At 74.4% G+C, this 24,896-nt stretch carries 25 protein-coding genes; 16 read left to right on the forward strand and 9 right to left on the reverse strand.

Annotated elements, in window-relative coordinates; all coding sequences use genetic code 11:
* From ABT297_RS38675 to ABT297_RS38705, 7 genes are all read left to right on the forward strand, one after another.
* On the forward strand, positions 1-1,088 hold a 1,088-nt coding region (locus tag ABT297_RS38675), incomplete at its 5' end, for an aldehyde dehydrogenase family protein (protein ID WP_350557638.1).
* 263 nt (positions 1,089-1,351) lie between these two features.
* Positions 1,352-2,164: a 2-keto-4-pentenoate hydratase gene (locus tag ABT297_RS38680; RefSeq protein ID WP_350557640.1), complete on the forward strand. Its 813-nt coding sequence runs from the start codon at positions 1,352-1,354 to the stop codon at positions 2,162-2,164.
* Positions 2,165-2,187: 23 nt separating this feature from the next.
* The gene (locus ABT297_RS38685; RefSeq protein ID WP_350557642.1) at positions 2,188-2,910 is read left to right on the forward strand and encodes a 2-keto-4-pentenoate hydratase; all 723 of its coding nucleotides are present in this window, start codon (positions 2,188-2,190) and stop codon (positions 2,908-2,910) included.
* Positions 2,910-3,338: a RidA family protein gene (locus ABT297_RS38690; protein WP_350557684.1), complete on the forward strand. Its 429-nt coding sequence runs from the start codon at positions 2,910-2,912 to the stop codon at positions 3,336-3,338. Before ABT297_RS38685 ends, ABT297_RS38690 begins: the two co-directional genes overlap by 1 nt.
* Positions 3,331-3,849, forward strand: coding sequence for a 3-hydroxyanthranilate 3,4-dioxygenase (locus ABT297_RS38695; protein WP_350557644.1), 519 nt, complete (start codon positions 3,331-3,333; stop codon positions 3,847-3,849). Before ABT297_RS38690 ends, ABT297_RS38695 begins: the two co-directional genes overlap by 8 nt.
* Positions 3,846-4,838, forward strand: a complete 993-nt coding sequence (locus tag ABT297_RS38700) for an amidohydrolase family protein (protein WP_350557646.1) — start codon at positions 3,846-3,848, stop codon at positions 4,836-4,838. Before ABT297_RS38695 ends, ABT297_RS38700 begins: the two co-directional genes overlap by 4 nt.
* Before the next feature lie 70 nt (positions 4,839-4,908).
* Positions 4,909-5,556, forward strand: a complete 648-nt coding sequence (locus ABT297_RS38705) for a hemerythrin domain-containing protein (protein WP_350557648.1) — start codon at positions 4,909-4,911, stop codon at positions 5,554-5,556.
* A gap of 29 nt (positions 5,557-5,585) precedes the next feature.
* Here the strand turns inward: ABT297_RS38705 and ABT297_RS38710 are convergent, their stop codons facing one another.
* The 4 genes from ABT297_RS38710 to ABT297_RS38725 all read right to left on the reverse strand — a co-directional run bounded on the left by ABT297_RS38710 (position 5,586) and on the right by ABT297_RS38725 (position 11,689).
* Positions 5,586-8,951 carry an ATP-binding protein gene (locus ABT297_RS38710; protein ID WP_350557650.1) on the reverse strand — a complete coding sequence of 1,122 codons (3,366 nt, stop codon included), beginning with the start codon at positions 8,949-8,951 and terminating at the stop codon, positions 5,586-5,588.
* Positions 8,952-9,141: 190 nt separating this feature from the next.
* Complete coding sequence (locus tag ABT297_RS38715; RefSeq protein ID WP_350557652.1) at positions 9,142-10,455, reverse strand: glutamate-cysteine ligase family protein; 1,314 nt, start codon at positions 10,453-10,455, stop codon at positions 9,142-9,144.
* A gap of 431 nt (positions 10,456-10,886) precedes the next feature.
* Complete coding sequence (locus ABT297_RS38720) at positions 10,887-11,342, reverse strand: CAP domain-containing protein (protein WP_350557654.1); 456 nt, start codon at positions 11,340-11,342, stop codon at positions 10,887-10,889.
* Between the two features lie 122 nt (positions 11,343-11,464).
* Positions 11,465-11,689: a hypothetical protein gene (locus ABT297_RS38725; RefSeq protein WP_350557656.1), complete on the reverse strand. Its 225-nt coding sequence runs from the start codon at positions 11,687-11,689 to the stop codon at positions 11,465-11,467.
* A 152-nt stretch (positions 11,690-11,841) separates the two neighbouring features.
* On the opposite strand from ABT297_RS38725, the gene ABT297_RS38730 reads away from it, so the two are divergent.
* The 4 genes from ABT297_RS38730 to ABT297_RS38745 all read left to right on the forward strand — a co-directional run bounded on the left by ABT297_RS38730 (position 11,842) and on the right by ABT297_RS38745 (position 14,222).
* Positions 11,842-12,462, forward strand: a complete 621-nt coding sequence (locus tag ABT297_RS38730; protein WP_350557658.1) for an NADPH-dependent F420 reductase — start codon at positions 11,842-11,844, stop codon at positions 12,460-12,462.
* An 8-nt stretch (positions 12,463-12,470) separates the two neighbouring features.
* Complete coding sequence (locus ABT297_RS38735; RefSeq protein WP_350557660.1) at positions 12,471-12,770, forward strand: hypothetical protein; 300 nt, start codon at positions 12,471-12,473, stop codon at positions 12,768-12,770.
* Between the two features lie 70 nt (positions 12,771-12,840).
* Positions 12,841-13,368 carry a GNAT family N-acetyltransferase gene (locus ABT297_RS38740; protein WP_350557662.1) on the forward strand — a complete coding sequence of 176 codons (528 nt, stop codon included), beginning with the start codon at positions 12,841-12,843 and terminating at the stop codon, positions 13,366-13,368.
* Positions 13,369-13,397: 29 nt separating this feature from the next.
* Entirely contained in the window at positions 13,398-14,222 is an 825-nt protein-coding gene (locus tag ABT297_RS38745) for a class I SAM-dependent methyltransferase (RefSeq protein ID WP_350557664.1), read from the forward strand.
* Between the two features lie 23 nt (positions 14,223-14,245).
* Here the strand turns inward: ABT297_RS38745 and ABT297_RS38750 are convergent, their stop codons facing one another.
* Positions 14,246-15,070 carry an NAD(P)H-binding protein gene (locus ABT297_RS38750; protein ID WP_350557666.1) on the reverse strand — a complete coding sequence of 275 codons (825 nt, stop codon included), beginning with the start codon at positions 15,068-15,070 and terminating at the stop codon, positions 14,246-14,248.
* Between the two features lie 92 nt (positions 15,071-15,162).
* Between ABT297_RS38750 and ABT297_RS38755 the strand changes: the two genes are divergently transcribed.
* Positions 15,163-15,927 carry an EcsC family protein gene (locus ABT297_RS38755; protein WP_350557668.1) on the forward strand — a complete coding sequence of 255 codons (765 nt, stop codon included), beginning with the start codon at positions 15,163-15,165 and terminating at the stop codon, positions 15,925-15,927.
* On the opposite strand, the gene ABT297_RS38760 is transcribed toward ABT297_RS38755, so the two are convergent.
* Positions 15,882-16,124, reverse strand: coding sequence for a VOC family protein (locus tag ABT297_RS38760; RefSeq protein WP_350557670.1), 243 nt, complete (start codon positions 16,122-16,124; stop codon positions 15,882-15,884). The two genes, ABT297_RS38755 and ABT297_RS38760, sit on opposite strands and share 46 nt — an antisense overlap.
* 57 nt (positions 16,125-16,181) lie before the next feature.
* Positions 16,182-16,865, reverse strand: a complete 684-nt coding sequence (locus tag ABT297_RS38765) for a hypothetical protein (protein ID WP_350557672.1) — start codon at positions 16,863-16,865, stop codon at positions 16,182-16,184.
* A 166-nt stretch (positions 16,866-17,031) separates the two neighbouring features.
* On the opposite strand from ABT297_RS38765, the gene ABT297_RS38770 reads away from it, so the two are divergent.
* On the forward strand, positions 17,032-18,321 hold the full coding sequence (locus ABT297_RS38770) for a M20/M25/M40 family metallo-hydrolase (RefSeq protein ID WP_350557674.1): 1,290 nt from the start codon (positions 17,032-17,034) through the stop codon (positions 18,319-18,321).
* A gap of 28 nt (positions 18,322-18,349) precedes the next feature.
* Here the strand turns inward: ABT297_RS38770 and ABT297_RS38775 are convergent, their stop codons facing one another.
* A complete protein-coding gene (locus ABT297_RS38775) occupies positions 18,350-18,982 on the reverse strand; it encodes an FHA domain-containing protein (RefSeq protein ID WP_502885714.1) in 633 nt (210 codons plus the stop codon).
* Positions 18,983-19,615: 633 nt separating this feature from the next.
* On the opposite strand from ABT297_RS38775, the gene ABT297_RS38780 reads away from it, so the two are divergent.
* The 3 genes from ABT297_RS38780 to ABT297_RS38790 all read left to right on the forward strand — a co-directional run bounded on the left by ABT297_RS38780 (position 19,616) and on the right by ABT297_RS38790 (position 24,324).
* A complete protein-coding gene (locus ABT297_RS38780; protein ID WP_350557676.1) occupies positions 19,616-20,788 on the forward strand; it encodes an LCP family protein in 1,173 nt (390 codons plus the stop codon).
* Positions 20,789-20,934: 146 nt separating this feature from the next.
* Positions 20,935-21,870, forward strand: coding sequence for a phosphotransferase (locus tag ABT297_RS38785; protein ID WP_350557678.1), 936 nt, complete (start codon positions 20,935-20,937; stop codon positions 21,868-21,870).
* Between the two features lie 36 nt (positions 21,871-21,906).
* Complete coding sequence (locus tag ABT297_RS38790; protein ID WP_350557680.1) at positions 21,907-24,324, forward strand: SpoIIE family protein phosphatase; 2,418 nt, start codon at positions 21,907-21,909, stop codon at positions 24,322-24,324.
* Positions 24,325-24,379: 55 nt separating this feature from the next.
* Here ABT297_RS38790 and ABT297_RS38795 read toward each other — a convergent pair.
* Positions 24,380-24,896: FAD-dependent monooxygenase (locus ABT297_RS38795; protein WP_350557682.1), on the reverse strand; the 517-nt coding region annotated here is incomplete at its 5' end.

Here is a 24,896-nt window from a genome sequence, read left to right on the forward strand (position 1 = left end):
CGCTGATCTTCGCGTTCGACATCATCCCCAGTGACCGCTTCAACGGTCCGATCGGCTGGGTCCTCATCGCGATCGTCGTGCCGTGGAACCTGCCGCTGCTGCTGCTGACCTGGAAGGTGGCCCCGGCGCTCGCGTGCGGCAACGCGGTCGTGGTCAAGCCCTCCGAGGAGACGCCTTCCTCGGCGACGGTACTCGCCGAGGCGATGGCCGCCGCCGGCGTGCCCGACGGCGTGTTCAACCTCGTGCACGGGTTCGGGCCGGGCTCGGCGGGGGAGTTCCTCACCCGCCACCCGGGCGTCGACGCGATCACGTTCACCGGCGAGTCCGCGACCGGCTCGGCGATCATGCGGGCCGCCGCCGATGGGGTGAAGGCGGTCTCGTTCGAGCTCGGCGGCAAGAACGCCGGCCTGGTGTTCGCCGACAGCGACCTCGACGCGGCCGTCGCCGGCTCGGTGCGCTCGAGCTTCACCAACGGCGGCCAGGTGTGCCTGTGCACCGAGCGGCTGTACGTGCAGCGGCCGGTCTTCGACGAGTTCGTCACCCGGCTGGGCAAGGCGGCCTCTGCCCTCGCATGGGGGTGGCCGCAGGACGAGGGGACCGGCACGATGCCGCTGATCTCGAGGCAGCACCGGGAGAAGGTGCTCGGCTACTACGACCTGGCCCGCACGGAGGGCGCCACGGTGGTGACCGGCGGCGGCGTGCCGACATTCGACGACGCCCGCGACGGCGGCGCGTACGTCCAGCCGACCGTGCTCGTCGGCCTCCCGCCGCAGGCCCGCACCAATCGCGAGGAGATCTTCGGACCGGTCTGCCACATCGCGCCGTTCGACACCGAGGAGGAGGCCTTCGCGCTGGCCAACGACAGCGACTTCGGCCTCGCCGCGACCGTCTGGACCCGCGACGTGGGCCGGGCGCACCGGGCGGGTCTGGCGCTGGACGCCGGGCTGGTCTGGGTCAACACCTGGTTCCTGCGCGACCTGCGCTCCCCGTTCGGCGGGGTCAAGGCGTCCGGCATCGGCCGGGAGGGCGGCATCCACTCGCTCAACTTCTACTCCGAGCTCACCAACGTCTGCGTGGATCTCTCATGACCGGTCCGGAGCGGAGCGGAGGGGCCGGTCATCATGGGTTCAGGTCCAAGTCGTGCCGTGGCCGGAGCGGAGCGGAGGTTTCGGCATGACCGGTCCGGAGCGAAGCGGAGGGGCCGGTCATCATGGGTTCAGGTCCAAGTCGTGCCGTGGCCGGAGCGAAGCGGAGGTTTCGGCATGACCGGTCCGGAGCGGAGCGGAGGGGCCGGTCATCATGGGTTCAGGTCCAAGTCGTGCTGCGGCCGGAGCGAAGCGGAGGTTTCGGCATGACCGATGTACAGAAAGCGGCGGAGGCGTTGCTGGCCGCCTATGAGACGGGCACGCCGATCGCGCCGCTACGCGGGACGGTGCTGCCGGAGGGCGACGTCGCCGCGGCGTACGCCGTGCAGCGGGCCCAGGCCGAGCGCTGGGAGGCGGCCGGGAGGCGGCCGGTCGGCGCGAAGATCGGCCTGACCTCGCCGGCCGTGCAGAGCATGTTCGGGGTCTTCCAGCCGGACTTCGGCGTCCTGTACGCCGACATGGCCGTGCCCGACGGCACCCCGATCCCGGCCGGCAAGCTGCTCCAGCCGCGCGTGGAGGTCGAGGTCGCGTTCGTGCTCGGCCGCGACCTGCCGCACGAGCGGGTCACCGTCGTCGACGTCATCCGCGCCACCGACCATCTGCTGCCGGCGATCGAGGTGGTCGACTCGCGGATCGCCGGCTGGGATATCTCCATTGTGGACACGGTGGCCGACAACGCGTCCAGCGGACTGTTCGTGCTCGGCACCGCGCCGCGCCGCCTCGCCGACGTCGACCTGCGGCTGTGCGGAGCCGTGCTGGAGCACCACGGCGAGCCGGTGTCGGTCGGTGCGGGTGCGGCCTGCCTCGGCAACCCGGTGCACGCCGTCGCCTGGCTGGCCACCACGCTGGCCGCCGCCGGTCGCCCGCTGCGCGCCGGCGACCTCGTGCTGTCCGGCGCCCTCGGCCCGATGGTCCCGGTGCCCGTGACGGCGGAGGGACCGGTGTACGAGGCGCGGATCTCCGGGCTCGGCTCGGTCCGAGCCGTCTTCGCGGGAAGCGCCGAAGGGGCGAAGGCATGACCGTGGGTGCAGCGGAGGGGCAAATGAGTTTCGCGGAGCGGCTCGATGAGGCCGAGCGGACCCGCACGGCGATTCCCCAGGTGGTCTCCCAGAGCGGCGCCGACGCCGACGAGGCGTACCGCATCCAGGCGGCGCTGGTGGCGCGGCGGGTGAGCCGCGGCGAACGCCTCGTCGGCATCAAGCTGGGTCTGACCAGCCGGGCCAAGATGGCGCAGGTCGGCGTCGACCAGGTCATCTGGGGCCGGCTCACCGACGCGATGCGGATCGGCGACGGCGGTGCGGTCGACACCGGCCGGTACATCCACCCGCGGGTCGAGCCCGAGGTGGCGTTCCGCCTCGATGCGACCGGCGCGGCGACCGCGGTCGCGCCCGCGCTGGAGATCCTCGACTCCCGCTACGCCGGCTTCAAGTTCGCGCTGCCCGACGTGATCGCCGACAACACCTCGGCGGCCGCGTTCGTCATCGGGGCGTGGCAACCGCTGCCGGTGGGCCTCGACAACCTGGGCGTGCTGCTGGAGGTCAACGGCCGGATCGCCCAGATCGGATCCACGGCCGCCATCCTGGGCGATCCCCGCCGGGCCCTCACGGCCGCGGTCACGCTGGCCTCCCGCGCTGGTGTACCGCTGGAGGACGGCTGGGTGCTGCTCGCCGGCGCCGCGACGGCGGCGGTCCCGCTGGCGCCCGGCGCGCACGTGCGCGCGGTCGTCGAGGCCCTGGGCACCGCGTCCCTGCGGGCGTTGTCGTGATCGTCGAGGGCGCGGCCCGGCCGCGCGGGCGCTTCCCGCACGTGAAGGTCGCGGGCGGCTTCGCGTTCGTCTCCGGCACGTCGTCGCGCCGGCCCGACAACACCATCGCCGGGGCGTCCGTGGACGCGATGGGCACGACGAGCCTCGACATCCGCGAGCAGACGCGGGCCGTGCTGCGCAACATCGACGACATCCTCGCCGCGGTCGGCGCGTCGCTCGCCGACGTGGTGCAGGTGACCACGTACCTGGTCAACATGAACGACTTCGGCGGCTACAACGAGGTGTACGGCGAGTTCTTCGACGAGACCGGGCCGGCCCGCACCACGGTGGCGGTGCACCAGCTGCCCCACCCGCACCTGCTGATCGAGATCCAGGCAGTCGCGCTGATCCCCCGTTCCAGTAGCCACCGCGGAGGTGGAGATGACTGATATGACCCCGGTGAACTTTCCCGGCTGGCTCGCCGAGAACCAGCACCTGCTCAAGCCGCCGGTCGGCAACAAACAGGTGTTCCCGGCCGGGTCGGACCTCATCGTGATGGTCGTCGGCGGGCCCAACCGGCGCACCGACTTCCACGTGGACCCCTACGAGGAGTTCTTCTACCAGATCAAGGGCGACATGCACCTCAACGTCATCACGCCCGGCGGCCCCGACACGGTGCATATCAACGAGGGCGGCATGTGGCTGCTGCCCGGCGGCATGCCCCACTCCCCGCAGCGCGAGGCCGGCTCGATCGGCATCGTGGTCGAGCGGGTGCGCGAGGAGGGGACGCTGGAGAAGTTCCAGTGGTACTGCCCGTCGTGCGGCAACAAGGTGCACGAGGTGGAGCTGCGGGTGCGCGACATCGTGGTGGACCTGCCCCCGGTGTTCCAGGCGTTCTACGCCGACGAGAGGGCGCGGACCTGCACCGAGTGCAGCACCGTGCACCCGGGCGAATCATGAGGGTCGACGTCCACACGCACCTGGTGCCGCTGGGCTGGCCGGATCTGGCGGCCGAGTGCGGCGGCACCGGATGGCCGTGGCTGCGCGTCGACTCCGAACGCGCGGCCATGATCATGGTCGGCTCGACGGAGTTCCGGCCGATCGGCCCGGCCTGCTGGGACGCGCCGACCCGGCTCGCGGACATGACCGCCGACGGCGTGGACCTTCAGGTGATCTCCCCGACGCCGGTGTTCTTTTCCTACGACCGGCCGGCCGGTCAGGCGGTCAAGGTCGCCCGGATCTTCAACGACCTCACGCTGAAGCTGGCCGTCGAGGGCGCGGGCCGGTTCGTGCCGTTCTGCCAGGTGCCGCTGCAGGACCCGGACGCGGCCTGCGCCGAGCTCGACCGCTGCCTGGCCAACGGGCACGCCGGCGTCGAGATCGGCAACCACGTCGGCGACCAGGACCTCGACGATCCGGGCATCGTGTCGTTCCTGCAACACTGCGCGGCGGTCGGCGCGCCGGTGTTCGTGCACCCCTGGGACATGCCGGCCGGCCCGCGGCTGGACCGGTGGATGGCCCGCTGGCTGACCGGCATGCCGGCCGAGACCCACCTGTCGATCCTGGCGATGATCCTCGGCGGTGTCTTCGACGCCGTACCGCCGTCCCTGCGGATCTGTTTCGCGCACGGCGGCGGAAGCTTCGCCTTCTGGCTCGGCCGCGCCGAGAACGCCTGGCACCGCCGCGGCGACGTGGTCCGGGGCCGCTCGGCGCATCCGCCGTCGCACTACCTCGACCGCTTCTCGGTCGACTCCGTCGTCTTCGACCCGGCCGCCTTGCGGCTGCTGGTCGAGACGCTGGGGGAGGACCGGGTCATGGTCGGCAGCGACTACCCGTATCCCCTGGGCGAGCGCCCGGTCGGCGCCGTGGTCGACACGGCGGACTTCCTGAGCGAGGTCCAGCGCGCGAAGCTGCTCGGCGCCAACGCGCTGCGGTTCCTCGGGCGCTGAGCACCGCCTCCTCGCGGCGGCCAAGCGGGCATTAAGTGGCCGCCAACCGTCCGGGCTTGCGCTGTACCGCATGACGAACACCGAACCCAACCTGCTCGGCATCACGATCAACCACCGCTCGATGCGCGGCGACGCCCGCCGGTTCGCCGACGTGACGCTGGCGATGGCGCAGGGCCGCACGCCCGGCACGCCGGGTCGCGCGAAAGCGATCCGGCGCTACCTCGGCGAACTGTGCGACGGCATCCACCACCATCACCAGGCGGAGGACGACGTGCTGTGGCCGGTGCTGCGCGAGACCGCCGGCGCCGAGGTCGACCTGGCCGAGCTCACCGACGACCACAGGCAGCTCGACCCGCTGCTCGACCGGGTGCGCGCCGAGGCCGCCGCGCTGGCCGCCGCGCCGGGCGACCGGGAGGCGGCCGGGCGGCTGTCGGACAGCCTGGCCATGCTGCGGGACCTGCTCGACGAGCACATCGACGACGAGGAGCGCACGCTGTTCCCGGTGATCCGCCGGTACGTCACGCACGAGCAGTGGCAGCGCGTGGAGAACGCGGTCCGCAAGGGCTCGAAGCCCGGCTTCGAGCTGCCGCGCATCGAGCGGTACGCGACCGCCGACGAGCTCGTCGAGCTGTACCGCATGGCCGGCCCGGCGTTGCGGCTCATGCTCGCCGTCGTGCGCCCCGGCTTCCTGCGCCGCGAGCGCCTGATCTTCGGCTGAGCCGCGATCCGCCGCGGGCCCGGGACGCGCTACGTCCACGGCGTCGCGCCCGTCCGCACGGCCAGCTCCCGGGCGGCCGCGAAGTGCTCGTCCGCCGGGCGCCCGAGCAGCGCGGCCAGGCGGCCCAGCAGCAGGTCGACCGGCGGGCCGGCGACGGTCCCGCTCGCCAGGCCCGCGAACTGGCCCGCCCACGGCAGCAACGCCGCGTAGCAGTCGGCGGCCACGGCGGCGTCGCCGAGCGCGACGGCGTTCTCGGCGCGCACGCCCATCCAGGCCAGCCAGTAGTAGTCCTCGCGGACCGGCTGCTGCGGCGTCCAGCGGGCCCGGGCCTCGTCCAGCCGGCCGCCGTCGACGAGGGCGCGCACGAACAGCTCGTCGACATCGGCCGGGGCGAACGGACGCACCGACTCGAGCACCGGCAGCAAGGTGTGGCCGAGGCCCTGCGCGAGCCGGACGAAGAACACGCCGCCGATGCCGACCAGCGTCCCGTTCGGCTGTCCGGCGGCCTCGATGCGCTCGCCCAGCTCCGTGTAGAGCCGCTCGGCCGTGGCGTGGTCGCCGGCGAACAGGGCGCGGATCGCGCCGAGCATCGCCATCACCGACAGGATCACGCCGAGCTGGCCGGCGGTGGAGCGCTCCAGGGCGCGGTCCAGGTGCTCCTGCGCCAGCCGCAGGTCGCTGCGCTCGAGCGCCACCTGGTACAGCACGTGGTGCGCCTGCGCCTGGAAGCCCAGCGACCCGGCCCTCTCGGCGGCGTCCAGCAGCTGCTCGCCCACCCCGGGCAGCTCGTGGCGGCGCCGCGGGTTCAGCACCGCGAAGTATCGGGCGTTCAGCGCCTGGCACAGCAGCAGCGGGTCGCCGTCCGCGCGGGCGATGCGCACGGCCTCGGCGCTGGCCTCGGCGCACCGGGCGAGGTCCTCGCCCTCCAGCTCGTACGCGAGCGTGACCAGCATCCGGCAGCGCAGCCCCGCCGGCACGCCGGGCCGGGCCAGGGTCTGCTCCAGCAGCGAGACCAGTCGCGCGTCCGCGGCCCGGGCGACGCGGATGGTCCACGCAACCGGCGCGTCGAACGCGGCCAGGGCCCGCGCGAGCGGCTCGGCGTCGCCCGGCGCCGCGGCGTCGGGGACGGTGTCGCCCGGAGTCGCGCCGCCGGGCCACGGTTCGCGGAAGCCGAGCAGCGTCAGGGCGGTGTCGACCGCGTCGGCGCGGGCCGTGCGGGCGCCGATCGCGTCGCCGGAGTTGGCCCGGGCCGAGACCAGGCCGCACAGCAGGTCGAGGCGCCGCGCGGGATCGGCGGGGCGCCGCAGGGCGAGGGCGTCGAGCGCCCCGGCGTACAACTGGGCGGCCTCGCGGTGCGCGAAGAGCGCGGTCGCCTGCCGGGCGGCGGCGGCCGCGTGCCCCGCGGCGCGCGAGGCGGTCGCCGGGGTCGCCGCGGCGAGGGCGTGGTGGCCGAGGGCGGCGACGTCGCCGGGGCTGTTGCGCTCGAGGACGGCCAGCACGCGCTCGTGCAGCCGCCGGCGGCGAAGCTGGGGCATGTCGTCGTACAGCACGTCGCGGAGCAGGGCGTGCGCGAACCGTACCCGGCCCGGCGCGGGCTCCTCGAGCAGCCCGGCGAGGACGCCCGCCTCCAGGCCGTCGAGCACGGCGTCCTCGTCCGCGGCGAACGCCTCGGTCAGCACGTCGATGTCGACGTCGCGGCCGAGGATGGACGCGTGCCGCAGTACCGTCTGCGCGGGCGCCGGCAGCCGGGCCAAACGGCGCCGCAGGACGTGCCCGATGCCCGACGGGATCGCGCGCACGGCGCTGCCGGCGCCCTCCGCGGAGATCAACCGTGCCGTCTCGGCCAGGAACAGCGGGTTGCCGCCGGTGCGCTCGTGCACGACCGCGGCCGTCTGCTCGTCCAGCGGCGCGCCCAGGTGCCCGGCGAGCACCCGCGCCGCCGCCTGCGGCCCGAGCCCGCCGACGACGAGCTCGGCCGAGCGCGGGCCGGCGAGCGCCGCGCGGGCCGAGCGCAGCTGCGGCGGGGCCTCGCCGCTACGGAACGTGGCGGCGATGAGCACGCAGGACTCGGCCAGCGCGCCGGCGACGTGCCGCAGCACCTGCAGGGTCTCGCCGTCGGCGCGGTGGACGTCGTCGAGCACGACGAGCAGCGGCCCGCCCGACCCGAGCCGCTCGCCGACCGCCTGCGCGAGCTGGAACTGGTCACCCCCGCCGCGCCCGTCGAGCAGGGGCCGGAGCCGGTCGTCGACGCCGCCGCCGATGGACAGCTCGCGCAGCACCCCGGCCCAGGCCCACGCGGGCGGCGCGCCGTCGACCTCCGGGCATCGTCCCCACGCGACCCGCCAGCCACGCTCGGTGACGGTCGCGCCGAACGCCCGCAGCAGCGTCGTCTTGCCAGCCCCGGCCTCCCCGCCGACCCAGACGATGCGCAGCCCGTCGCGTTCGGCGGAGGCGGCGATCGAGGCGAGCGCGTCCAGCTCGGCCTCGCGCCCGACGGCCTCGGCGGACCGCGCGGCGGCCGCCGGGCCGGCGACACCCGCGGTGCCGTCGAAACCGCGCGGCGTGGCCGAGGCCGGGGAGGCGTCCGCGAGCACGACGTCCTCGGCGGCGTCCCCGGACAGGTGCGGGGCCTGGTTGAGCACGTCGGTCTCGAGGGCACGCAGCGCCGGCCCCGGGTCGACGCCGAGCTCGTCGCCGAGGCGCCGGCGGGCCTGGCGCAGCGCGGCCAGGGCGTCGGCCTGGCGCCCGGCCCGATACAGCGCCGTCGCCAGCAGGTGCACGGCCTCCTCGCGCAGCGGATGCTCCTGCACGTGACGGTCCAGCTCCGGCACGACCAGCGCGGCGCGGCCGAGTCGCAGCGCCACCCGGCCGGCCGTCTCGACGCAGACCAGCCGCAGCTCCTCCAGCCGGGCGGCCTCGGGAACGGCCCACGACTCGTCGGCGAACTCGGCATAGGCGGGTCCGGCCCAGCCGTCCAGCGCCGCGCGCAGCAGCGGGTCGGCGGCGCGCGGGTCGCGCTCGGACAGCTCGCTGCCCCGGCGCAGCAGGGCCTCGAAGCGCCACGCGTCCACCCGGTCGTCGGGCAGGCGCAGCGCGTAGCCGGGCGCGGCCGAGACCACCACCGTCGCCGGGGTGCGGGGCGCCCGGCCCGGCTCGAGCGCCCGGCGCAGGTTGGAGACGTAGACCTGCAGCGCGGCGAGCGCCTTCGGGGGCGGCTCGCCCTGCCAGAGGTCGTCGATGAAGCGGTCGGTCGGCACGACGTGCCCGCCGGCGGCGACTAGGCGCGCCAGGACCGCGCGCTGCCGCGGCCCGCCCGCGTCCACGGGCGCGCCGCCGACCTCGGTGCGCAGCGGCCCGAGCACGGCGATTCGGACGGCCGGCGCCGGCTCAGTCACGACGGGTCACGATCACGGTTCACTCACGTCAGGTCGGGCGGCGACGCGCATCGCGATGGCCGGCGGAGCAGGACACAACCATCGGATCACGGACGACGAGCCGCGAACAACGGGACCGCAGAGATCGGACACCCGCGAACGGTCGCCGCGTCAGTGCGACAGCGAGCTGACCGGCCCGCCGTCGCCCCGGTCAACCCGTCGGTACCACACCCACCCGCCGATCCCGCTGCTGCCGCGCGTCGTCGGCGGGACAGCGGCCCCGCAGGACGTACCGGTCGAGGAACTGCGCCACGGCGTCACGCACCGGCAACGGCGCGCCACGGCGGGCGAGGACCGACTGCGCCGCGCTGAAAAAGGCCAGCGCCGCGGCGGCGAGCGCCGGATCGGCGAGGCCGTCGCGGGCGGCGCCGAGCCAGTCGCGGTGCCGGCGCAGCGGCGAGCGCAGGTGCTCGGTGGCGTCGGCGGCGGCCTGTGCGCCCTCCGGGTCGTCGAGCAGGGCGGTGACGACCGCGACCGGGACGATCCAGTCGTCGCCGGCCTGCTGGTCGATCATCCGCAGCTCCAGGTAGCCGCGCGGTCGCACCGGCGGCACGAGTGTGCCGAGGTGCCGTTGGAGGTCGGTGAGCGTCACGGGCCGCGGGCCGTGCCCCCGCAGCCAGTCGCGCATGGTCAGCCCGCTCGGCACCAGCCAGCGGCCGCCGGCGCCGGTCTCGCCGGCCGGATCGTCCGGGTCCTCCAAGGCCGGCGCCACCATCACGACCTTCGCGGCGAGGGCGTAGCGGGCCCACGCGGTGCGCGGGTCGGCGCTGCGCCGTGGTGCGCGGGTGCGGCCGGCGTCGGTGCCGAAGCGCAGCGCCTGGCGATAGGAGGCCCAGCGCCGGCCGGTCTTGGTGACGTGCGGTGAGTTGGCGAAGGCGGCCATCATCACCGGGCCGATGGCGTCCGTGAGCCACCAGCGCCGCGCGAAGTGCGACCAGTCGTCGGTCTCGGGGCCGTTCCCGTCGGTACCCGAGTCGAGACACACCTGGATCGAGGCGGAGTTGGTCATCACGGTGCGCCCGCGCGTGCCCGCCCGGTCGTGGTACTCGGCCAGGGCCACGTACCGCGGGTGATCCGTCACCAGGCGCGGCCGGCGCACGGTGTCCAGGCCGGTGCCGTCGAGGTGCAGTCCGTGCTCGGCCAGCGTGGCGCGCACCAGCGCCAGGTCGCCCGCGACGGCGCTCGCGCACTCGGTCAGCGAGGCGCCGACGGCGCTGGACAGCTCCAGCTGCCCGCCGGGCTCGACGGTGACCGCGCTGCCGCCCGGCAGCGGGTTGCCCAGGTGGGCCAGGAGGCCGAGCAGCCGCGACGGCGACGGGCGGTGCAGGGGCCGGCGGGGATCGCGCACGCAGTACTCCAGCTCCACCCCGACGCGTCCGACCGGCCCGACCCGGAACCCGGCGGCGGCGACGTACGCGGCGGCGGTGGCCTCGGTGAGGAGGATGGCGGGTGTCGTTTCGTTCACGGCGGCCTCCCGGACGAAGGGTGCGTGCTACCCAGGCTGGTGTTGTGGTGGCGAAAAGCGAACGTTCGGGTGCATGGTGCGGCGGCGGGCCCGACCGGCGGCGGCGTGCCGGGCGAGGTGCACTCAATTAGGAGGTCAGCGGGGCGTTCTGTCCAGGGTCGGAGGACAACGCGCGATGAACACTCGATGGGAAGCCGCTGGATGCCAGCAAGATCCTGTCTTTCCCGCCTCGAGAACGCGCTTCTGGCCGCGCCGCCGCTGCTGTGCCCGGTCGGCGGGCGGCGCGGGAATGGCGGCCGGCGATGTGCGTGGCCCGCTCGCTGGGCCGCGGCGATCAACTCGATGTTCGGGCGCATGACCCGCAGGACGCCGAACGGCGGTCGCTCGGCGTCCTGCCGGCCCTGCGGGGCTTCGGCGGCGACGGGCGGCCGCTACCAGGGGCTGGCGAAGTCCTGGGTCCAGAAGGGCACGCCGCGGGAGTTGTACGCCACGGCCACGCCCACGTTGCGGAATCGGCAGTTGAGGATGTTCGCCCGGTGGCCGGGACTGTTCATCCACGCGTTCATGACGGTTTGCGCGTCCGGCTGGCCCCAGGCGATGTTCTCGCCGTAGGTGGACCAGCGGTAGCCGGCGTCTCGCACCCTGGTGCCGGGCGAGCCGCCGGCCGGTGAACCGTGCGAGAAGTAGCCACGTCCGGCCATATCTCGCGAGTGCTGCCACGCGGCGTAGTTCAGGCGCGGGCTCTGCGTGACCGGCCCGCAGCCGGCTCGCGCACGCATGCTGTTGGTGATGGCGACGACCCCGCGGACCATGCCGTAGTCGGCTGCGAAGGCCGGCGCGGCCTGGACGGCCGCGCCCGCGGCGACCGCACCCGCGAGGAGCGTCACGGCGACACCCTTCCGGAATCCCATCTCACCTCCACGAAGTAGGTCGGATGGCCTGAAAGTACGCAGGATCCGGCTGCTCGGGCGGAGTCTGCGAAAAGTCCGGCTCTTGCACCATTGATGCGCTAGGGCGCGCTCGCTATGGCCACCGCGCGGCCGGACAGTTCACCCGTCCGGGTGACATCGCGGGTCCGGCGCGATCGCGGCCGATTCGGCAGGCCGAGCCGGTCCGCGCGCTCGAACCCGGCCGCGGGCAGGGCCGCGCGTACGGCCGCGGCGTCCATCGTGGACAGATCGACGAACCGCACCGGGCCGGCCGGCGCGCTCGCCGCGGGTTCCGTCCGGTGCATGGACGTCGACCCGGACCTCCGCTACCTGGCGCACCGTGCGGGGCGGCGGCCTCGGCGGGTCGCGGCACGCCGTGCGGGAATCTCCGGGGCGCTCGGTGGCGGCGCGGGTAGCGTGGGAACCGCACGGCTCGTGGCGCTCTTGGGGGAGACGCATGAAGATCGGCATCATCGGGTCCGGGCACGTCGGCGGCACGCTTACCCGCCGCTGGCGCGAGCTCGGGCACGACGTCACCGTCGCCAACTCGCGCGGGCCCGGCTCGCTCGCGGGCCTGGCCGCCGAGACCGGCGCGAGCGCCGGCACCGTGGCCGAGGCCGCCCGCGCGGAGCTGGTCGTCCTGGCCGTACCGCTGCGGGTCGTCCCCGGCCTGCCCGCCGCCGACCTGGCGGACCGTGTGGTCATCGACGCCGACAACTACTATCCGGCCCGCGACGGCCGCATCGCCGAGATCGAGGCCGGGACCACGTCCAGCCGCTGGACGGCCGACCACCTGCCCGGCGCCCAGCTGGTGAAGGTCTTCAACACCATCCAGTCGGGGCACCTGCTCAGCCGGGGCCGCCCGCCCGGCGGGCAGGGCCGCATCGCGCTGCCCGTGGCCGCCGACGACGCCACCGCCAAGCGGCTCGTCATGGGGCTGGTCGACGAGCTCGGCTTCGACCCGGTCGACGCGGGCGGGCTCGACGACAGCTGGCGGCAGGAGCCGGGCACGCCCGTGTACGGCACCGACCGCGACGCCGCCGGGGTCCTCGCCGGCCTCGCCGCCGCCGACCGCTGAGGGCCGCCGTGGCGTTCCTGGTGGAGATGCCGGACGGGGGCTACCTCGAGGTCGAGGAGCGCGACGACGTGGCCCCCGGCGACGAGCGCGTCATCGGCGTGCTCGCCGCCTCGCCGCTGGAGGGCACCAGCCTGATCACGTTCGGCGCCGCGGTGCGCACCGGCCTCGCCGAGCAGGAGCAGGACGACTTCGCCGACTGGGTGTACGACCGGGTGGTGATGTTCGCCGAGGTCGGCGGGGCGATCGACGGCTGGCTGGGCCGCGACGACGGGACGTGGGAGATTCACGCCTACCGCGGGACGGCCTGACGGCACCCGGGGCATGCCCGCAGCGCATAACGCATTCGTCGCACGCCGAAACCCATGATTTCATGGCCGGATGCAACCGATCACCTTTCGCCTGGCCGCCGCCGCAGACGTGCCCGCCCTGGTCAGCCTGGTCCATTCCGCGTACCGCGGCGACGCCAGCCGCGCCGGCTGGACCACCGAGGCCGACCTGCTCGACGGCCAGCGCACCGACCCGGAGATGGTCGCCGCGGCGATCGCCGACCCGGCCTCCCTGGTGCTGCTGGCCGAGGCCGACGGCGCGCCCGTCGCCTGCTGCCAGCTGGAGCGGCGCGACGGCTACGCGTACTTCGGCATGTTCGCCGTCGACCCGGTCCGCCAGGGCGGCGGCCTCGGTGCGTCCGTCCTCGCCGAGGCCGAGCGCCACGCCCGCGACGCGTGGGGATCCGCCGAGCTGCGGATGTCGGTCATCGTGCAGCGCGAGGATCTCATCGCGTGGTACGTGCGCCGCGGCTACGCCCGCACCGGCGAGATCAGCCCCTTCCCGTACGGCGACGAGCGCTTCGGCAACCCCCGCCGCCCGGACCTGGCGTTCGAGACCCTCACGAAGCGGCTGGCGTGACCGGTCCGGAGCGAAGCGGAGGTCTCGGCATGACCGTGTGGGAGTGGGACGAGACGCTGTTCGCCGGCAGCGCCGCCCACTACGGCGTCGGCCGGCTGCCCTACCCGCCCCGGCTGGCCGAGGCGATCCGCGACGAACTCGGCCTCGACGGCACCGGGCGGCTGCTCGACGTCGGCTGCGGGCCGGGGTCGCTGACGGCCCTCCTGGCCCCGCACTTCGCCGCCGCGGTCGGGGTCGACGCCGACCGGGAGATGATCGCGGAGGCGGCCCGGCGGGTGCCTGGCGTGGACTGGCGCGTGCTGAGGGCCGAGGAGCTGCCCGCGGACCTCGGCGAGTTCCGGGTCGCCACCTTCGCGCAGTCGTTCCACTGGATGGATCAGCCGCTGGTCGCCGAGCGGGTCCGCGGCATGCTCCGACCCGGCGGCGCCTGGGTGCACGTGGGGGCCACCACGCATCGCGGCCTCGACGGCGCCGGCGCCCACGACGCGCTGCCGCACCCGCGCCCGCCGTGGGACGAGGTCGACGCGCTCGTGCGCGAGTACCTCGGGCCGGTCCGCCGGGCCGGGCGCGGCACCCTGCCGCACGGCACGCCCGGCGGCGAGGAGGACGTGATGCGCGCCGCCGGTTACCGCGGCCCGCGGCGGCTGATCGCCTGGCCGGGCGGCGTGGCCGAGCGCGGCGCCGACGAGCTGGTCTCCTCGGTGTACTCGCAGTCGTTCTCCACCCCGCACCTGTTCGGCGAGCGCCGCGGCGCGTTCGAGGCCGATCTGCGCCGGCTGCTGACCGCGGCGTCGCCGTCGGGCCGCTTCGCCGAGCGCACCCGCGAGATCGAGGTCGTGATCTGGCGCCCCTGACCGGTCGCGCCGGCTGACGGCCCTCAGCCGGCCAGGGCGGCCTCGACCGCGTCGCGCAGCCTCGTCGCGGGCCGGACGAGCAGCCGCGCCAGGTCGTCCGTCTGCCGCTCCAGCACCCCGGCGCGGGCCAGGCCGTGCAGGAAGCCCATCGGGCCGGCCGGGGGCTCCTCGCGGTGCGCGACGGGGCTCCCGGAGACCTCGGACAGCACCGCGGCGAGCTCCGGGAACGTCCACAGTGGGCCGGTGAGGTCGTATCCGCGGCCGTCGTGCCCGTCGCCGGTCAGCACCGCCGCGGCCGCCTCGGCCAGGTCGTGGCGCGTGGCGGTGTTGAGGCCGCGGCCGCCTGTGCCGCCGGTCAGCTCGCCGGCCGCGACCGCCGCGCGCAGCCCCGGGTGCACGAACGCGTCGGTGTAGAACGGGTTGCGCAGCATCGTGTACGGCAGGCCGCTGTCGCGGATCGCGAGCTCGGTGGCGTGGTGCGCCTCGGTGAGCCCGCCCGCCTCCGCGTCCGCGCCGAGAAAGCTCGTGTAGGCGACCGCGCCGACGCCGGCCTTCGAGGCCGCCCCGATCGCGTCGCGGTGCTGGGCGGTGCGCCGCCCGGCGTCCAGCTCGGGCGAGGAGATCAGCAGGAGCCGGTTGACACCGGCGAGCGCCTCGGCCAGGCCGCCGGGCTCGTCGTAGTCGCCCCGCCGCACGGTGACCCCACGCTCGGCGAGGTCCGCGACGCGGGCCGGGTCACGCACGACAGCGACGATCCGCCCGGCCGGCACCAGGTCGAGCAGGCGCCGCACGACGAGCCGGCCGAGGGCGCCCGAGGCGCCGGTGACCGCGATGGAGTCCGATGGCACGCGCCAAGACTCGCCGCGTCCGGCCCGCCCGTCAATCGATTTCACGAGCGCCTGTCCGCAGGCGGTGGCGCGGTCTGCGTACCTTCGATGGCGTGACCGAGCCTGTAGAGACCGAATCCGACGTTCGCGAGGACGGCCCTCCCGCCGGGTTGTGGGCGAAGATGAAGGCCGACCCCGAATACGCGCCGGAGCACCTCGCCCTGGAGGCGGTCACGCGGCTGGGCCCGAAGATGGCCGCCGAACTGGAGAAGCTCAGGGGCCAGAATCCCGGCGCCCCGCCCGACGCGCTCGCCGACATGATCGTCCATCGGTACGTCAACCAGTCCCGGCTGTCCGGCGCGGTCTCCGGCGCCGTCCCGCTCGCCGGCGCCGTCCTCGACGTCGGTGTCCTCGCCTGGACCCAGGCGCGGATGGTCCTCATGCTCGCCGCGAACTACGGCGCCGACCCCGCCCACGCCGATCGGGCCGTGGACCTGCTCGTGCTGCAGGGGATCCACAAGTACACCCAGACCGCACGCACGGCCCTCGCGGTGGCCCGCGGCCAGGAGCGCATCGGGGCGCTGCTGCCGGCCGAGCGGCCCGAGGCGCGCAACGCGCTCGTGCGGCTGGCGCTGAAGCTCGCCCAGATGGCGGGCGTGCGCGCGGCGAAGAAGATGGCCGCCAAGCTCATCCCCGGCGCCGCGATCGTCCTCGGCGGCGTCACCAACGGCAACGCGACCCGCGCCCTGGGCGGCCGCGCGATCGGCCTGTACCGCCGCCCGCCGCTGCCGCATGCTCACGTGCCCCGGCAGCTGCCGCCGGGCGCCGGAGGTCAATCCCAGCAGAGGCAGAACGGCTTGCCGGCCGGGTCGGCGTAGACGCGCCAGTTCGCCCCGCCGGAGGCCAGCGAGGCGGCGCCGAGCTTCAGCACCGCGGCCCCGGCCGCGTCGATGTCGTCGACCGTGACGTCGAGGTGGACCTGCTGCGGATACGCGGGGTCGGGCCACCGCGGCGCGTAGTACTCGGCGATCTGCTGGAACCTCACCGGCTGCGCCCCGTCCTCGCCGCTCATCATGCCGGACGGAGCCGCGCGGCTGGACTGTGGCGTGCGTGGCCCCGATCGGGTGCGGCGTCAGGAGGTGCGGGACGGGCGCGGTTTGCCTTCCGGGTGCTGGTCGCTGCCGCCGTTGCCCCGCTCACGCTGGCGCATCAGCGCGAGGTCGGTGATCCTGGTCGCGGTCGCCGTGTCGCCGGAGACCAGGCCGACGATCGTGACCGTGTCGCCGGTCTTCACGTCCGTTATCTTCGCCGTCCCGTTGCCGACCCGCGTGCTCTCGCCGACGACGAACGTGGTGGCGTGACCGTCCTCGCTCTTCGCGGTGATCGAGGTGGCGCTCACCGCCGTGACGGTGCCCGTCTGGAGGCGATGCGTGACGTACTGCCCGTCGCCCTTCTTGACCACGAAGTCCCCGTGCAGCATGCCGCCGAACGCGCCCGCGCCGCCACGGCCGAACCCGCGGTGGCCTTGGAAGTCCTTGCCGCCGGGCTTGTCCTGGCCGTTGCCGCTCGGCCCGCCGTACCCGCCCGGACCCCGCCCGTCCTGGACGGCGCTGCTACCGGTCGCGGCCTGTGCGACGGCCACGCCCCCGCCGACCACGATGACGGCGGAGACCGCGGCGACGATGCCGAGCTTGAGCCGCGACGACCGCAGCACCGGCACGCCCGGGCCGCCGGTCGGTGGAGCCGGCGGCGTCGGCTCGGGTGCCGCGGGGTGCGCCGGTCCGGTGTTCGGTGTGTCCTCGTGCGCAGAGCTCATCGCGCGTACTCCTCCAGTTTCGGGTCCATCTCCTCGACCGTGCACGTCGCAGCTGTGGCCGCAATCCCGTGGACCTGCCAAGTGGCTGTGAATCGCGGCGGCGGGCCCGGCCCCGGGGTCTCGGTGCGGACGTGGAACCGTAACGAACCGCGGTTACCTTACTCCGATGAGCGAGGTCGTCTCCCTGGCACGCGAGCTGATCCGGTTCGACACCACCAACACCGACGACCCGTCCACCGGCACGGGGGAGCGCGCCGCGGCCGAGTTCGTGGCCGAGCGGCTGTCGGAGGCCGGGTTCGAGCCCGTCTATCTCGAGCCGGCGCCCGGGCGGGGCAACGTCGTCGTGCGGCTGCCCGGCGCCGATCCCTCGCGGGGTGCCCTGCTCGTGCACGGGCACCTCGACGTCGTGCCCGCGGACGCGTTCGAGTGGTCGGTGCCGCCGTTCGAGGGGGAGATCCGCGACGGGTACCTCTGGGGTCGCGGCGCCATCGACATGAAGCACATGGTGGCCATGAGCCTCGCCGTCGCCCGGCGGTTCAAGCGTGACGGGATCGTTCCGCCGCGTGACATCGTGTTCGCGTTTCTCGCCGACGAGGAGGCGGGGGGCGGGCAGGGCGCGGGGTGGCTGGTCGATCACCGTCCGGAGCTGTTCGACGGCGTCACCGAGGCGGTCAGCGAGGTCGGTGGCTTCTCCTACACCGTGCGTGACGGCGTGCGCGCGTACCTCGTGGAGACCGCCGAGAAGGGCGTCATGTGGCTGCGGCTCAAGGTCCGCGGTACCGCCGGCCATGGCTCGATGGTGCACACCGACAATGCCGTGGCGAAGCTCGCCGCCGCGTTGACCCGGCTGGAGGAGCACCGGTTCCCGCTCGTGCTCACCGAGCCCGTCCGTGACTTCCTCGCCGGCGTGGCCGAGCTGACCGGGGTGGAGTTCGACCCCGACGATCCCGAGGCCGCGGTCGCCCGGCTCGGATCGCTCGCGCGCATGATCGGCGCGACACTGCGTGACACCGCGAACACGACGATGCTCTCGGCCGGGTACAAGGCGAACGTCGTGCCCTCCGTCGCCGAGGCGACCGTCGACGGCCGGATGCTGCCCGGCCGCGAGGCGGCGTTCGAGCGCGAGCTCGCCGAGGTGCTCGGGCCCGAGGTCGAGATGGACTGGGACTCGATGCCGCCGGTGCGGACGAGCTTCGACGGTCGGCTGGTCGACGCGATGGCGGCCGCGATCGAGGCGGAGGACCCAGGCGCGCGGGTGCTGCCGTACATGCTCTCGGCCGGCACCGACGCGAAGTCGTTCCAGCGCCTGGGCATCCGTCACTTCGGGTTCGCCCCGCTGCGCCTCCCGCCGGGCCTGGACTTCACGGCCCTGTTCCACGGCGTCGACGAGCGCGTTCCGATCGACGGCCTCGAGTTCGGCGAGCGCGTCCTGGCCCGCCTGCTGCGATCCTGCTGACCGCGACGCCCCGCGGGCCGAACCCGGGTCAGACGCGGAAGGACAGGCGCGTCGTGCCGATCATGATCTCGTCGCCGGGGGTGAGGGTCACCGAGTCGACGCGGTGGCCGTTCACCAGCGAGCCGTTCGCCGAGCCCAGGTCCGTCAGCACCGCGCGGTTGCCGTCGTACTCCACGCGGGCGTGCTGGCGGGACGCGCCCACGTCGGCCAGGCGCAGCGTCGCCTGCTCGCCGCGGCCGATGATCGTCGTGCCCCGCGTCAGCGGGAAGTTCTGGCCGTCCGCGGTGACCAGCCGTACGCCGCTGCCCTCACCCGCGACGATCTGTCCGCCCGTGTACACCTGCGCGGCGACCCGGAACAGGCCGGTGTTGAGATCGTCACCGCGGGTGATCTCGACGACGATGTCGCCGTAGACGGCCCAGCCCCGCTCGCCGACGTACTCGGCCTGCGACTGGGCCAGCTCCTGCGCCAGCGCGGCGGCGAACGGCGCCAGCCGGCTGTGGTCGGCGGGGGCCAGGGCGACCATGTACCGGTTGGGGACGAGGATGCGCCCGCCCGTCATCTGCGTCTGGTTGGCGCTGGCCTCGCCCTGCATCGCGTTGAGGATCTCGACCGGGTGCACGACGCCCTTGAACACCTTCGCGAAGGTGCCTTCCACCATGCCTTCCAGCCGCTTCTCGAACCGCTGCAGCGCGCCCAACTCGTCCCCCTCGGACAATCCACCGATACGCACGGATGGTGTACCACGGTAGTCAGGCGGTGACAGTCGTGGGCGCGACGCGGGGAGTCCCCGTGACCCACGTCATGGCCGGGTTGACCGCGAGCGAGCCGAGGACGAACGGTGCTGGCCACGCCACCGGAGGAGGTGCGCCGTGACATCCTCGTCACCGAGGGTTCGCTGCCCCTCGCGCCGCTCGCGCGGGCCGTGGCCGACGACCCGGGTGCGGTGTATCCGGCGCGGGCGGTCGGCACGCTCTGGGAGGGCCTCGGCCGGTCCGGCTCAGGTGTGACGGACGGTGATCGCGCGGATGCGCTCAGTGTGGTGCTTGGGGCTGGCGCGGGCCCGGCTGCTGGAACTGCTGCGGGCACCGGGGACGACGTCGTAACCGGCAGGGGCGGGCCGTGTACTACCTGTGCACGGCGCTCGGCCTGGCCCTGCTCGACGGCGATTTCTGAGAGTTGGCTGAGACTGCAACGATCGCCGTCCCAAATCCGTCTTCAAGGACGAAACACGGACGCACAGTTCGGGGGGATATTGTGACGCGCCGAGGGATCGTTGGTGTCGGGGAGTGGTATGGCGAAGAAGCGTGGGAAGAAAGACCCGTTGTGGGCGCGGTTGTCCCTGATTTCCGGGGCATTACTGCTGCTCGTCACCGGCGGCACCCTCGTTGGTGGCAATCTGTTGCTGAACCACTACAGCGACCAGATCACCCAGGAGGGCGGCCTCGGCGACGCAGCGGCGGCCGGCACGAACATCGACGGGCCGATCAACCTGCTCCTCGTCGGCATCGACGAGCGCATCGGTAACGAGGCGATGGGCGCGCGTGCCGACTCGATCATCGTCGCGCACGTGCCGGCGACGCACGACGCGGTGTACATGATGTCGATCCCGCGTGACACGCGGGTGCGGATCCCGTCAAGCCCGAAAACCAAGTATCCCGGCGGCACCGACAAGATCAACGCGGCGTTCCAGTTCGGGTACCAGAACGGCGGCGGTCGCGCCGGCGGCATGGAGCTGCTCGCCAACACCGTCAACCAAATGTCCGGCGGGCTGACGTTCAACGGTGCCGCGATCGTCAACTTCGACGGGTTCCGCGGCCTGGTCCACGCGCTCGACGGCGTGCACATGTGCGTCGACGAGAAGGTGACTTCGATCCACGTCGGCCGGGACAAGCGGACGGGCGAGTGGGGAAAGACCATGCCGTACAACTTCACCCCCGACGGCAACCCGACGACGCTGAAGCCGCACATGGAGCCGAAGGTGTACGAGGTCGGCTGTCGCGACTTCCTCCCGTGGGAGGCCTTGGACTACGTCCGCCAGCGCGACAAGCTGGAGCACAGCGACGGCGACTACGGCCGCCAGCGCCACCAGCAGCAGTTCATCAAGGCGATGGTCAAGAAGGCCACCAGCGCCGGCGTGATCACCAACCCGATCAAGGTCAACGAGGTGCTCAGCTCGGTCGGCAAGGCGGTGACGTTCTACAGAGGACGCGTCGAACTCGTGGACTGGATCTTCACGCTCAAGGGCATCGACCCGGACAAGATGGTCACGCTGCGCACCAACAACGGCCAGTACAACCCTGAGAAAATCAACGGTCAGTTGTTCGAGAGTCTCGACCAGACCGCGAAGGACCTGTTGAAGGCATTCAAGGATGACACGGTCGCCCAGTTCGTGGCCGCCCATCCGGAGATGATCGCCAACGAGGCCTCGGCGCCGGCCTCGAACCCGTCGAACTCGGGCCGCTGACCGGCCATATCCGCTCCCCCGCGCCCCCGCCCACGGGCGGGGCCGCACCGGCGGGGCCGCACCGGTGCTGTCGCTCGCCGTCGGGACGGCGGCGGCCCTCGCCGCGCCGCTGGCGTCTACCATCAACCCGTGGCCGGGAGCCGCTGATGCCGCCGCCGATGACCGGAAGCCGCCGCATCGACTGGGCCGCGCTGCCGCCCGGGGTCCGGGCCGCCGTCGAGGATCTGCTCGGCGGCGCGGTCGTCGACGCGGTGAGCCTGGCCGGCGGCTTCTCGGAGGGCGTCGCCGCCCGGCTGCGCCTCGCCGACGGCCGGGACGCGTTCCTCAAGGCGGTCAGCGCGCGGACCGCGCCCGCCGTCGCCGGGTTTCACCGCCGGGAGGCCGTGGTCACCGGTCTGCTGCCGCCCGCGGTCCCGGTCCCGCGCCTGCTCGGCAGCCACGACGACGGCAACTGGGTGGCCCTGTTGTTCGAGCACGCCGACGGGGCGCTGCCGGCCCAGCCGTGGCGCCCCGGCGACCTCGAGCGGGTGCTGGCGGCGGCGACCGCCATGGCGCACGCGCTCACCCCCTCGCCCATCGACGCCTCCGCCGCGGCCCGGCCCCGCCTCGGCGGCTGGCCCAGCCTCACCGGCCGCGACGAGCTTGCGGCGCTGGCCCGCCTGTCGCCGTGGGCGGCCGGCCACCTCGACGAGCTGATCGGGCTCGAGGCCGCAAGCGCCGCGACCCTGGCCGGCGACACGCTGCTGCACGGCGACCTGTACCCGTTCAACGTCCTGCTCTCGGCGGGGCGGGTGCACGTCGTCGACTGGCCCCACGCCTGGGTCGGCGCCGCGCACTGCGACGTGCTGACCCTGCTGGCCGGCGCGGTGCTCGGCGGCCTGGACCCGCGGCCGTACGCCGAGACGAACCCGCTCACCCGGCGCCTGCACCCGCACGAGATCGACACGTTCCTGGCCGCCCACGCCGGCTTCCTCATGCGGCTGGCCGTGACGGCCGGCCCGGCGGCGGACCCGCACCTGACCGGCATGGCCGCCGCGCTCGGCCGCGCCTCCCTGCGGTGGCTGCGGCGCCGCACGAGCTGACGCGCCCGGCTCGCCCGGAGATGCGATGATGGCGGGATGGTCGACGGTCCGGACGTCCTGCCCCCGGCCGACGTCCTCGCCATACTCGACGCCGACCCGCAGGGCTGGGCGTTCGCCCGCGCGGTGCGCGACGCCGCGACCGGCGAGATCGAGGACTTCGAGCTGGCGTACCTCAATGAGGCCGGCGCCGGCTACCTGGGCCGGCCCCGTGCGGAGCTCATCGGCGGGCGCTACCGGCACATGTGGCCGGACACGATCAACGACGCGACGATGCCGCTGTACCGCAAGGTCGTCGAGGGCCGCGAGCCGGCCACGCGCACCGTCTACTACGACCGGCCCAACGTCTCGGGCCATTTCGAACTGTGGATCGGCCCCAGCGGCGACGGCTTCGGGGTGCGCTTCGTCGACCTGCGCACCGTCACGCTCGGGCCGCAGTCGGCGGGCGGGACCCGGCTCTACGACGTGCTCGACGCCGCGTTCGACGGCTTCATGCTGCTGCGCGCGATACGCGGCCCCGACGGTGGCGTGCGGGACTTCGTGTGCGAGTACGTCAACCGGATCGGCGCCGGGCTGACCGGCCGGCCGGCCGAGGAGACCATCGGGCGGCACTGGAGCGAGCTGACCGACCCGGAGAAGGACTGGGGCCTCAGCGGGCGCTGGCGGACGGTGGTGGAGACGGGGGAGCCGTGGCGCGGGCAGCTGCGCTATGCCAGCGGCCAGGTGTGGGAGATCAACGCGGCGCGGGCCGACGCCGGATCCGTCACCGTGTCGTTCCGGGACGTGACCGATCGGGCACTGCAACAGGAGCGGGTCGAGCAGAGCATGGCCCAGGCGCGGCGGGCCGCGCAACGCAACGCCGCGCTGCAGGCGGTCACCTCGGCGCTGGTCGCGGCCAGCACCGCCGCCGACGTCTACGCGGCGATCGGCTCGGTGCTGCGCCCCTCGGCCGGCGGGCAGGGCCTGGCGCTGCTGCTGCGCCGCGACGACCAACTGGTGCTCGCCTATCACGCCGGCTACGAGCCGCGGGTGGTCGAGCGGCTGCGGGAGGTACCGCTGACCCATCCCTATCCGGCGACGGAGGTGGCGCGCACCGGGCGGCCCCGCTACCTGAGCGACCTGGGCGAGTTCACCGCGGCGCAGGCGGCCGGCCCGGGCCGGGCGATCCCCAGCGGCGGCCGGCAGGCGTGGGCGTTCCTGCCCCTGGCCGTCGGCGGTGACGTGCTCGGCACGCTCGTCGTCGGGTACGGCACGCCGCGGGAGTTCGACGAGGACGAGCGCGCCAACCTCGCCGCCTTCACCGGGGTGTGCGCGCAGGCGATGCAGCGGGCGCTGCTGTTCGAGGCGCAGCTGTCGATCGCCGGCGAGCTGCAACGGGCGCTGCTGCCGGCCGAGCTGCCCGACGTGCCGGGGATGCGCCACGCGGCGCGCTACCTGCCGTGGACCCACGGCGCCGACGTCGGCGGGGACTGGTACGACATCATCCCGCTCGGCGGCGGCGTGGTCGCGGTCGTCATCGGCGACGTCGTCGGGCACAGCGCCACCGCCGCCGCGGTCATGGGCCAGGTCCGCAACGCGCTGCGCGCCTACGCCGCCGAGCGGCACAGCCCGGCCGTGGTCATGCAGCGGGTCAACCGGCTGCTGCTGGACCTGCAGCCCGACGCCGTGGCCACCTGCTGCTACCTGGAGCTGCACCTGGCCGAGGGCACCGCGACCGCGGTCCTGGCCGGGCACCCGCCGCCGGTGCTGCGGGCCGGCGCCGAGGTCGGCACGCTCGCGCTGCGTCCCGCCCCGCCGCTGGGCGTCAGCGCCGACGTCGCCTTCGTCGAGACCACGTTCCTGGTGCCCGGCGGCGCCAACCTGCTGCTGTACACCGACGGCCTGGTGGAGGACCGCCGCTGCCACCTCGACGAAGGCCTGGCGGAGCTGCTGGCCGCGGTCCGGGCCGCCCCTTCCACCGACCCGAACCGCATGCTCGACCACGTCCTCGCCGCGGATGTCGGCCCGCGGCCCCGCACCGACGACGTGGCGCTGGTGTGCCTCGCCGTCGACTGCCGCGTGGAGCCGGCCGGCGGCGTGCGCCCGGCCGCCCAGCGGCGCTTCCGCGGCGACGCGATCAGCGCGTCCGCGGCCCGCCGCTTCGCCGCCGACGTGCTCATCGCGTGGGGCGAGCACCGCCTCGTCGACGACGCCCTGCTGCTGCTCGACGAGGTCATCACCAATGCCATCCAGCACACCGTCGGCGCCGTCGTGGTGCGCCTGGAGCTGGGCCCCCGGCGCCTGCGGGTGTCGGTCGCCGACCGCAGCGATCGGCTGCCGAACCCGCGTGCGGCCGGCGCCGACAGCGAGAACGGCCGCGGGCTGCTCATCGTCGCCTCCCTGTCCACCGCGTGGGGCACGCAGCCCAACCCGGCCGGCGGCAAGGAGGTCTGGTTCGAGATCGCCCGACCGGCCTGACCGGAGACCCGGTCCTGGCGGGGCTGGGCGCGCGGCCCGGGCCCGAGCCGCGCGGCTACGCGCAGCGCTGATCGCCGCCGCCGGCGGCGGGGCCGAACCAGGCCGACAGCGCCGCGGCGAGGCCCTCGCCGCCCGCCCAGGCGACATAGCCGTCCGGGCGGACCAGCAACTCCCGGTCCGTGCCCGGAGCGAGGTCGACGCGGTCGGCCCAGGCCGCCGCGGCGGCGAGGGTCGCCGGGGCGCCGAACAGGACGGGGCGGGCGGCCGGCAGCGGCACCTCGGGCGCCCGCTCGCCCTGGTCCAGGCCGGTGACCATCGCGGCCAGCCGGCGGTTCGCGTCGTCGAGCGTGAGCAGGCCCGCCATGGTCTCGCGCAGCGCGTCGACGTGCGTGCCGGGCCGGGCCAGGGCCGTCTGCGCCCGGGTGTTGTCCAGCACCCGGGCGGCGACCGGGCGGCGCTCCGTCTCGTACGTGTCGAGCAGTCCGTCGCCGGCCAGTCCGCGCACGACCAGGGCGAGCTTCCAGCCCAGGTTCACCGCGTCCTGCAGGCCCGTGTTCAGGCCCTGCCCGCCG

The organism is Dactylosporangium sp. NPDC000555 (genome assembly GCF_040300025.1).
GTDB lineage: Bacteria > Actinomycetota > Actinomycetes > Mycobacteriales > Micromonosporaceae > Dactylosporangium.

Excerpts from the sequence above, each read along its gene's own strand:
- ABT297_RS38680 (WP_350557640.1), top strand. The coding sequence starts at position 1,352 with ATGACCGATGTACAGAAAGCGGCGGAGGCGTTGCTGGCCGCCTATGAG.
- ABT297_RS38685 (WP_350557642.1), top strand. The coding sequence starts at position 2,188 with ATGAGTTTCGCGGAGCGGCTCGATGAGGCCGAGCGGACCCGCACGGCG.
- ABT297_RS38695 (WP_350557644.1), top strand. The coding sequence starts at position 3,331 with ATGACTGATATGACCCCGGTGAACTTTCCCGGCTGGCTCGCCGAGAAC.
- ABT297_RS38700 (WP_350557646.1), top strand. The coding sequence starts at position 3,846 with ATGAGGGTCGACGTCCACACGCACCTGGTGCCGCTGGGCTGGCCGGAT.
- ABT297_RS38705 (WP_350557648.1), top strand. The coding sequence starts at position 4,909 with ATGACGAACACCGAACCCAACCTGCTCGGCATCACGATCAACCACCGC.
- ABT297_RS38725 (WP_350557656.1), bottom strand. The coding sequence starts at position 11,689 with ATGCACCGGACGGAACCCGCGGCGAGCGCGCCGGCCGGCCCGGTGCGG.
- ABT297_RS38730 (WP_350557658.1), top strand. The coding sequence starts at position 11,842 with ATGAAGATCGGCATCATCGGGTCCGGGCACGTCGGCGGCACGCTTACC.
- ABT297_RS38740 (WP_350557662.1), top strand. The coding sequence starts at position 12,841 with ATGCAACCGATCACCTTTCGCCTGGCCGCCGCCGCAGACGTGCCCGCC.
- ABT297_RS38745 (WP_350557664.1), top strand. The coding sequence starts at position 13,398 with ATGACCGTGTGGGAGTGGGACGAGACGCTGTTCGCCGGCAGCGCCGCC.
- ABT297_RS38760 (WP_350557670.1), bottom strand. The coding sequence starts at position 16,124 with ATGATGAGCGGCGAGGACGGGGCGCAGCCGGTGAGGTTCCAGCAGATC.
- ABT297_RS38765 (WP_350557672.1), bottom strand. The coding sequence starts at position 16,865 with ATGAGCTCTGCGCACGAGGACACACCGAACACCGGACCGGCGCACCCC.
- ABT297_RS38770 (WP_350557674.1), top strand. The coding sequence starts at position 17,032 with ATGAGCGAGGTCGTCTCCCTGGCACGCGAGCTGATCCGGTTCGACACC.
- ABT297_RS38775 (WP_502885714.1), bottom strand. The coding sequence starts at position 18,982 with ATGGTGGAAGGCACCTTCGCGAAGGTGTTCAAGGGCGTCGTGCACCCG.
- ABT297_RS38780 (WP_350557676.1), top strand. The coding sequence starts at position 19,616 with ATGGCGAAGAAGCGTGGGAAGAAAGACCCGTTGTGGGCGCGGTTGTCC.
- ABT297_RS38785 (WP_350557678.1), top strand. The coding sequence starts at position 20,935 with ATGCCGCCGCCGATGACCGGAAGCCGCCGCATCGACTGGGCCGCGCTG.
- ABT297_RS38790 (WP_350557680.1), top strand. The coding sequence starts at position 21,907 with ATGGTCGACGGTCCGGACGTCCTGCCCCCGGCCGACGTCCTCGCCATA.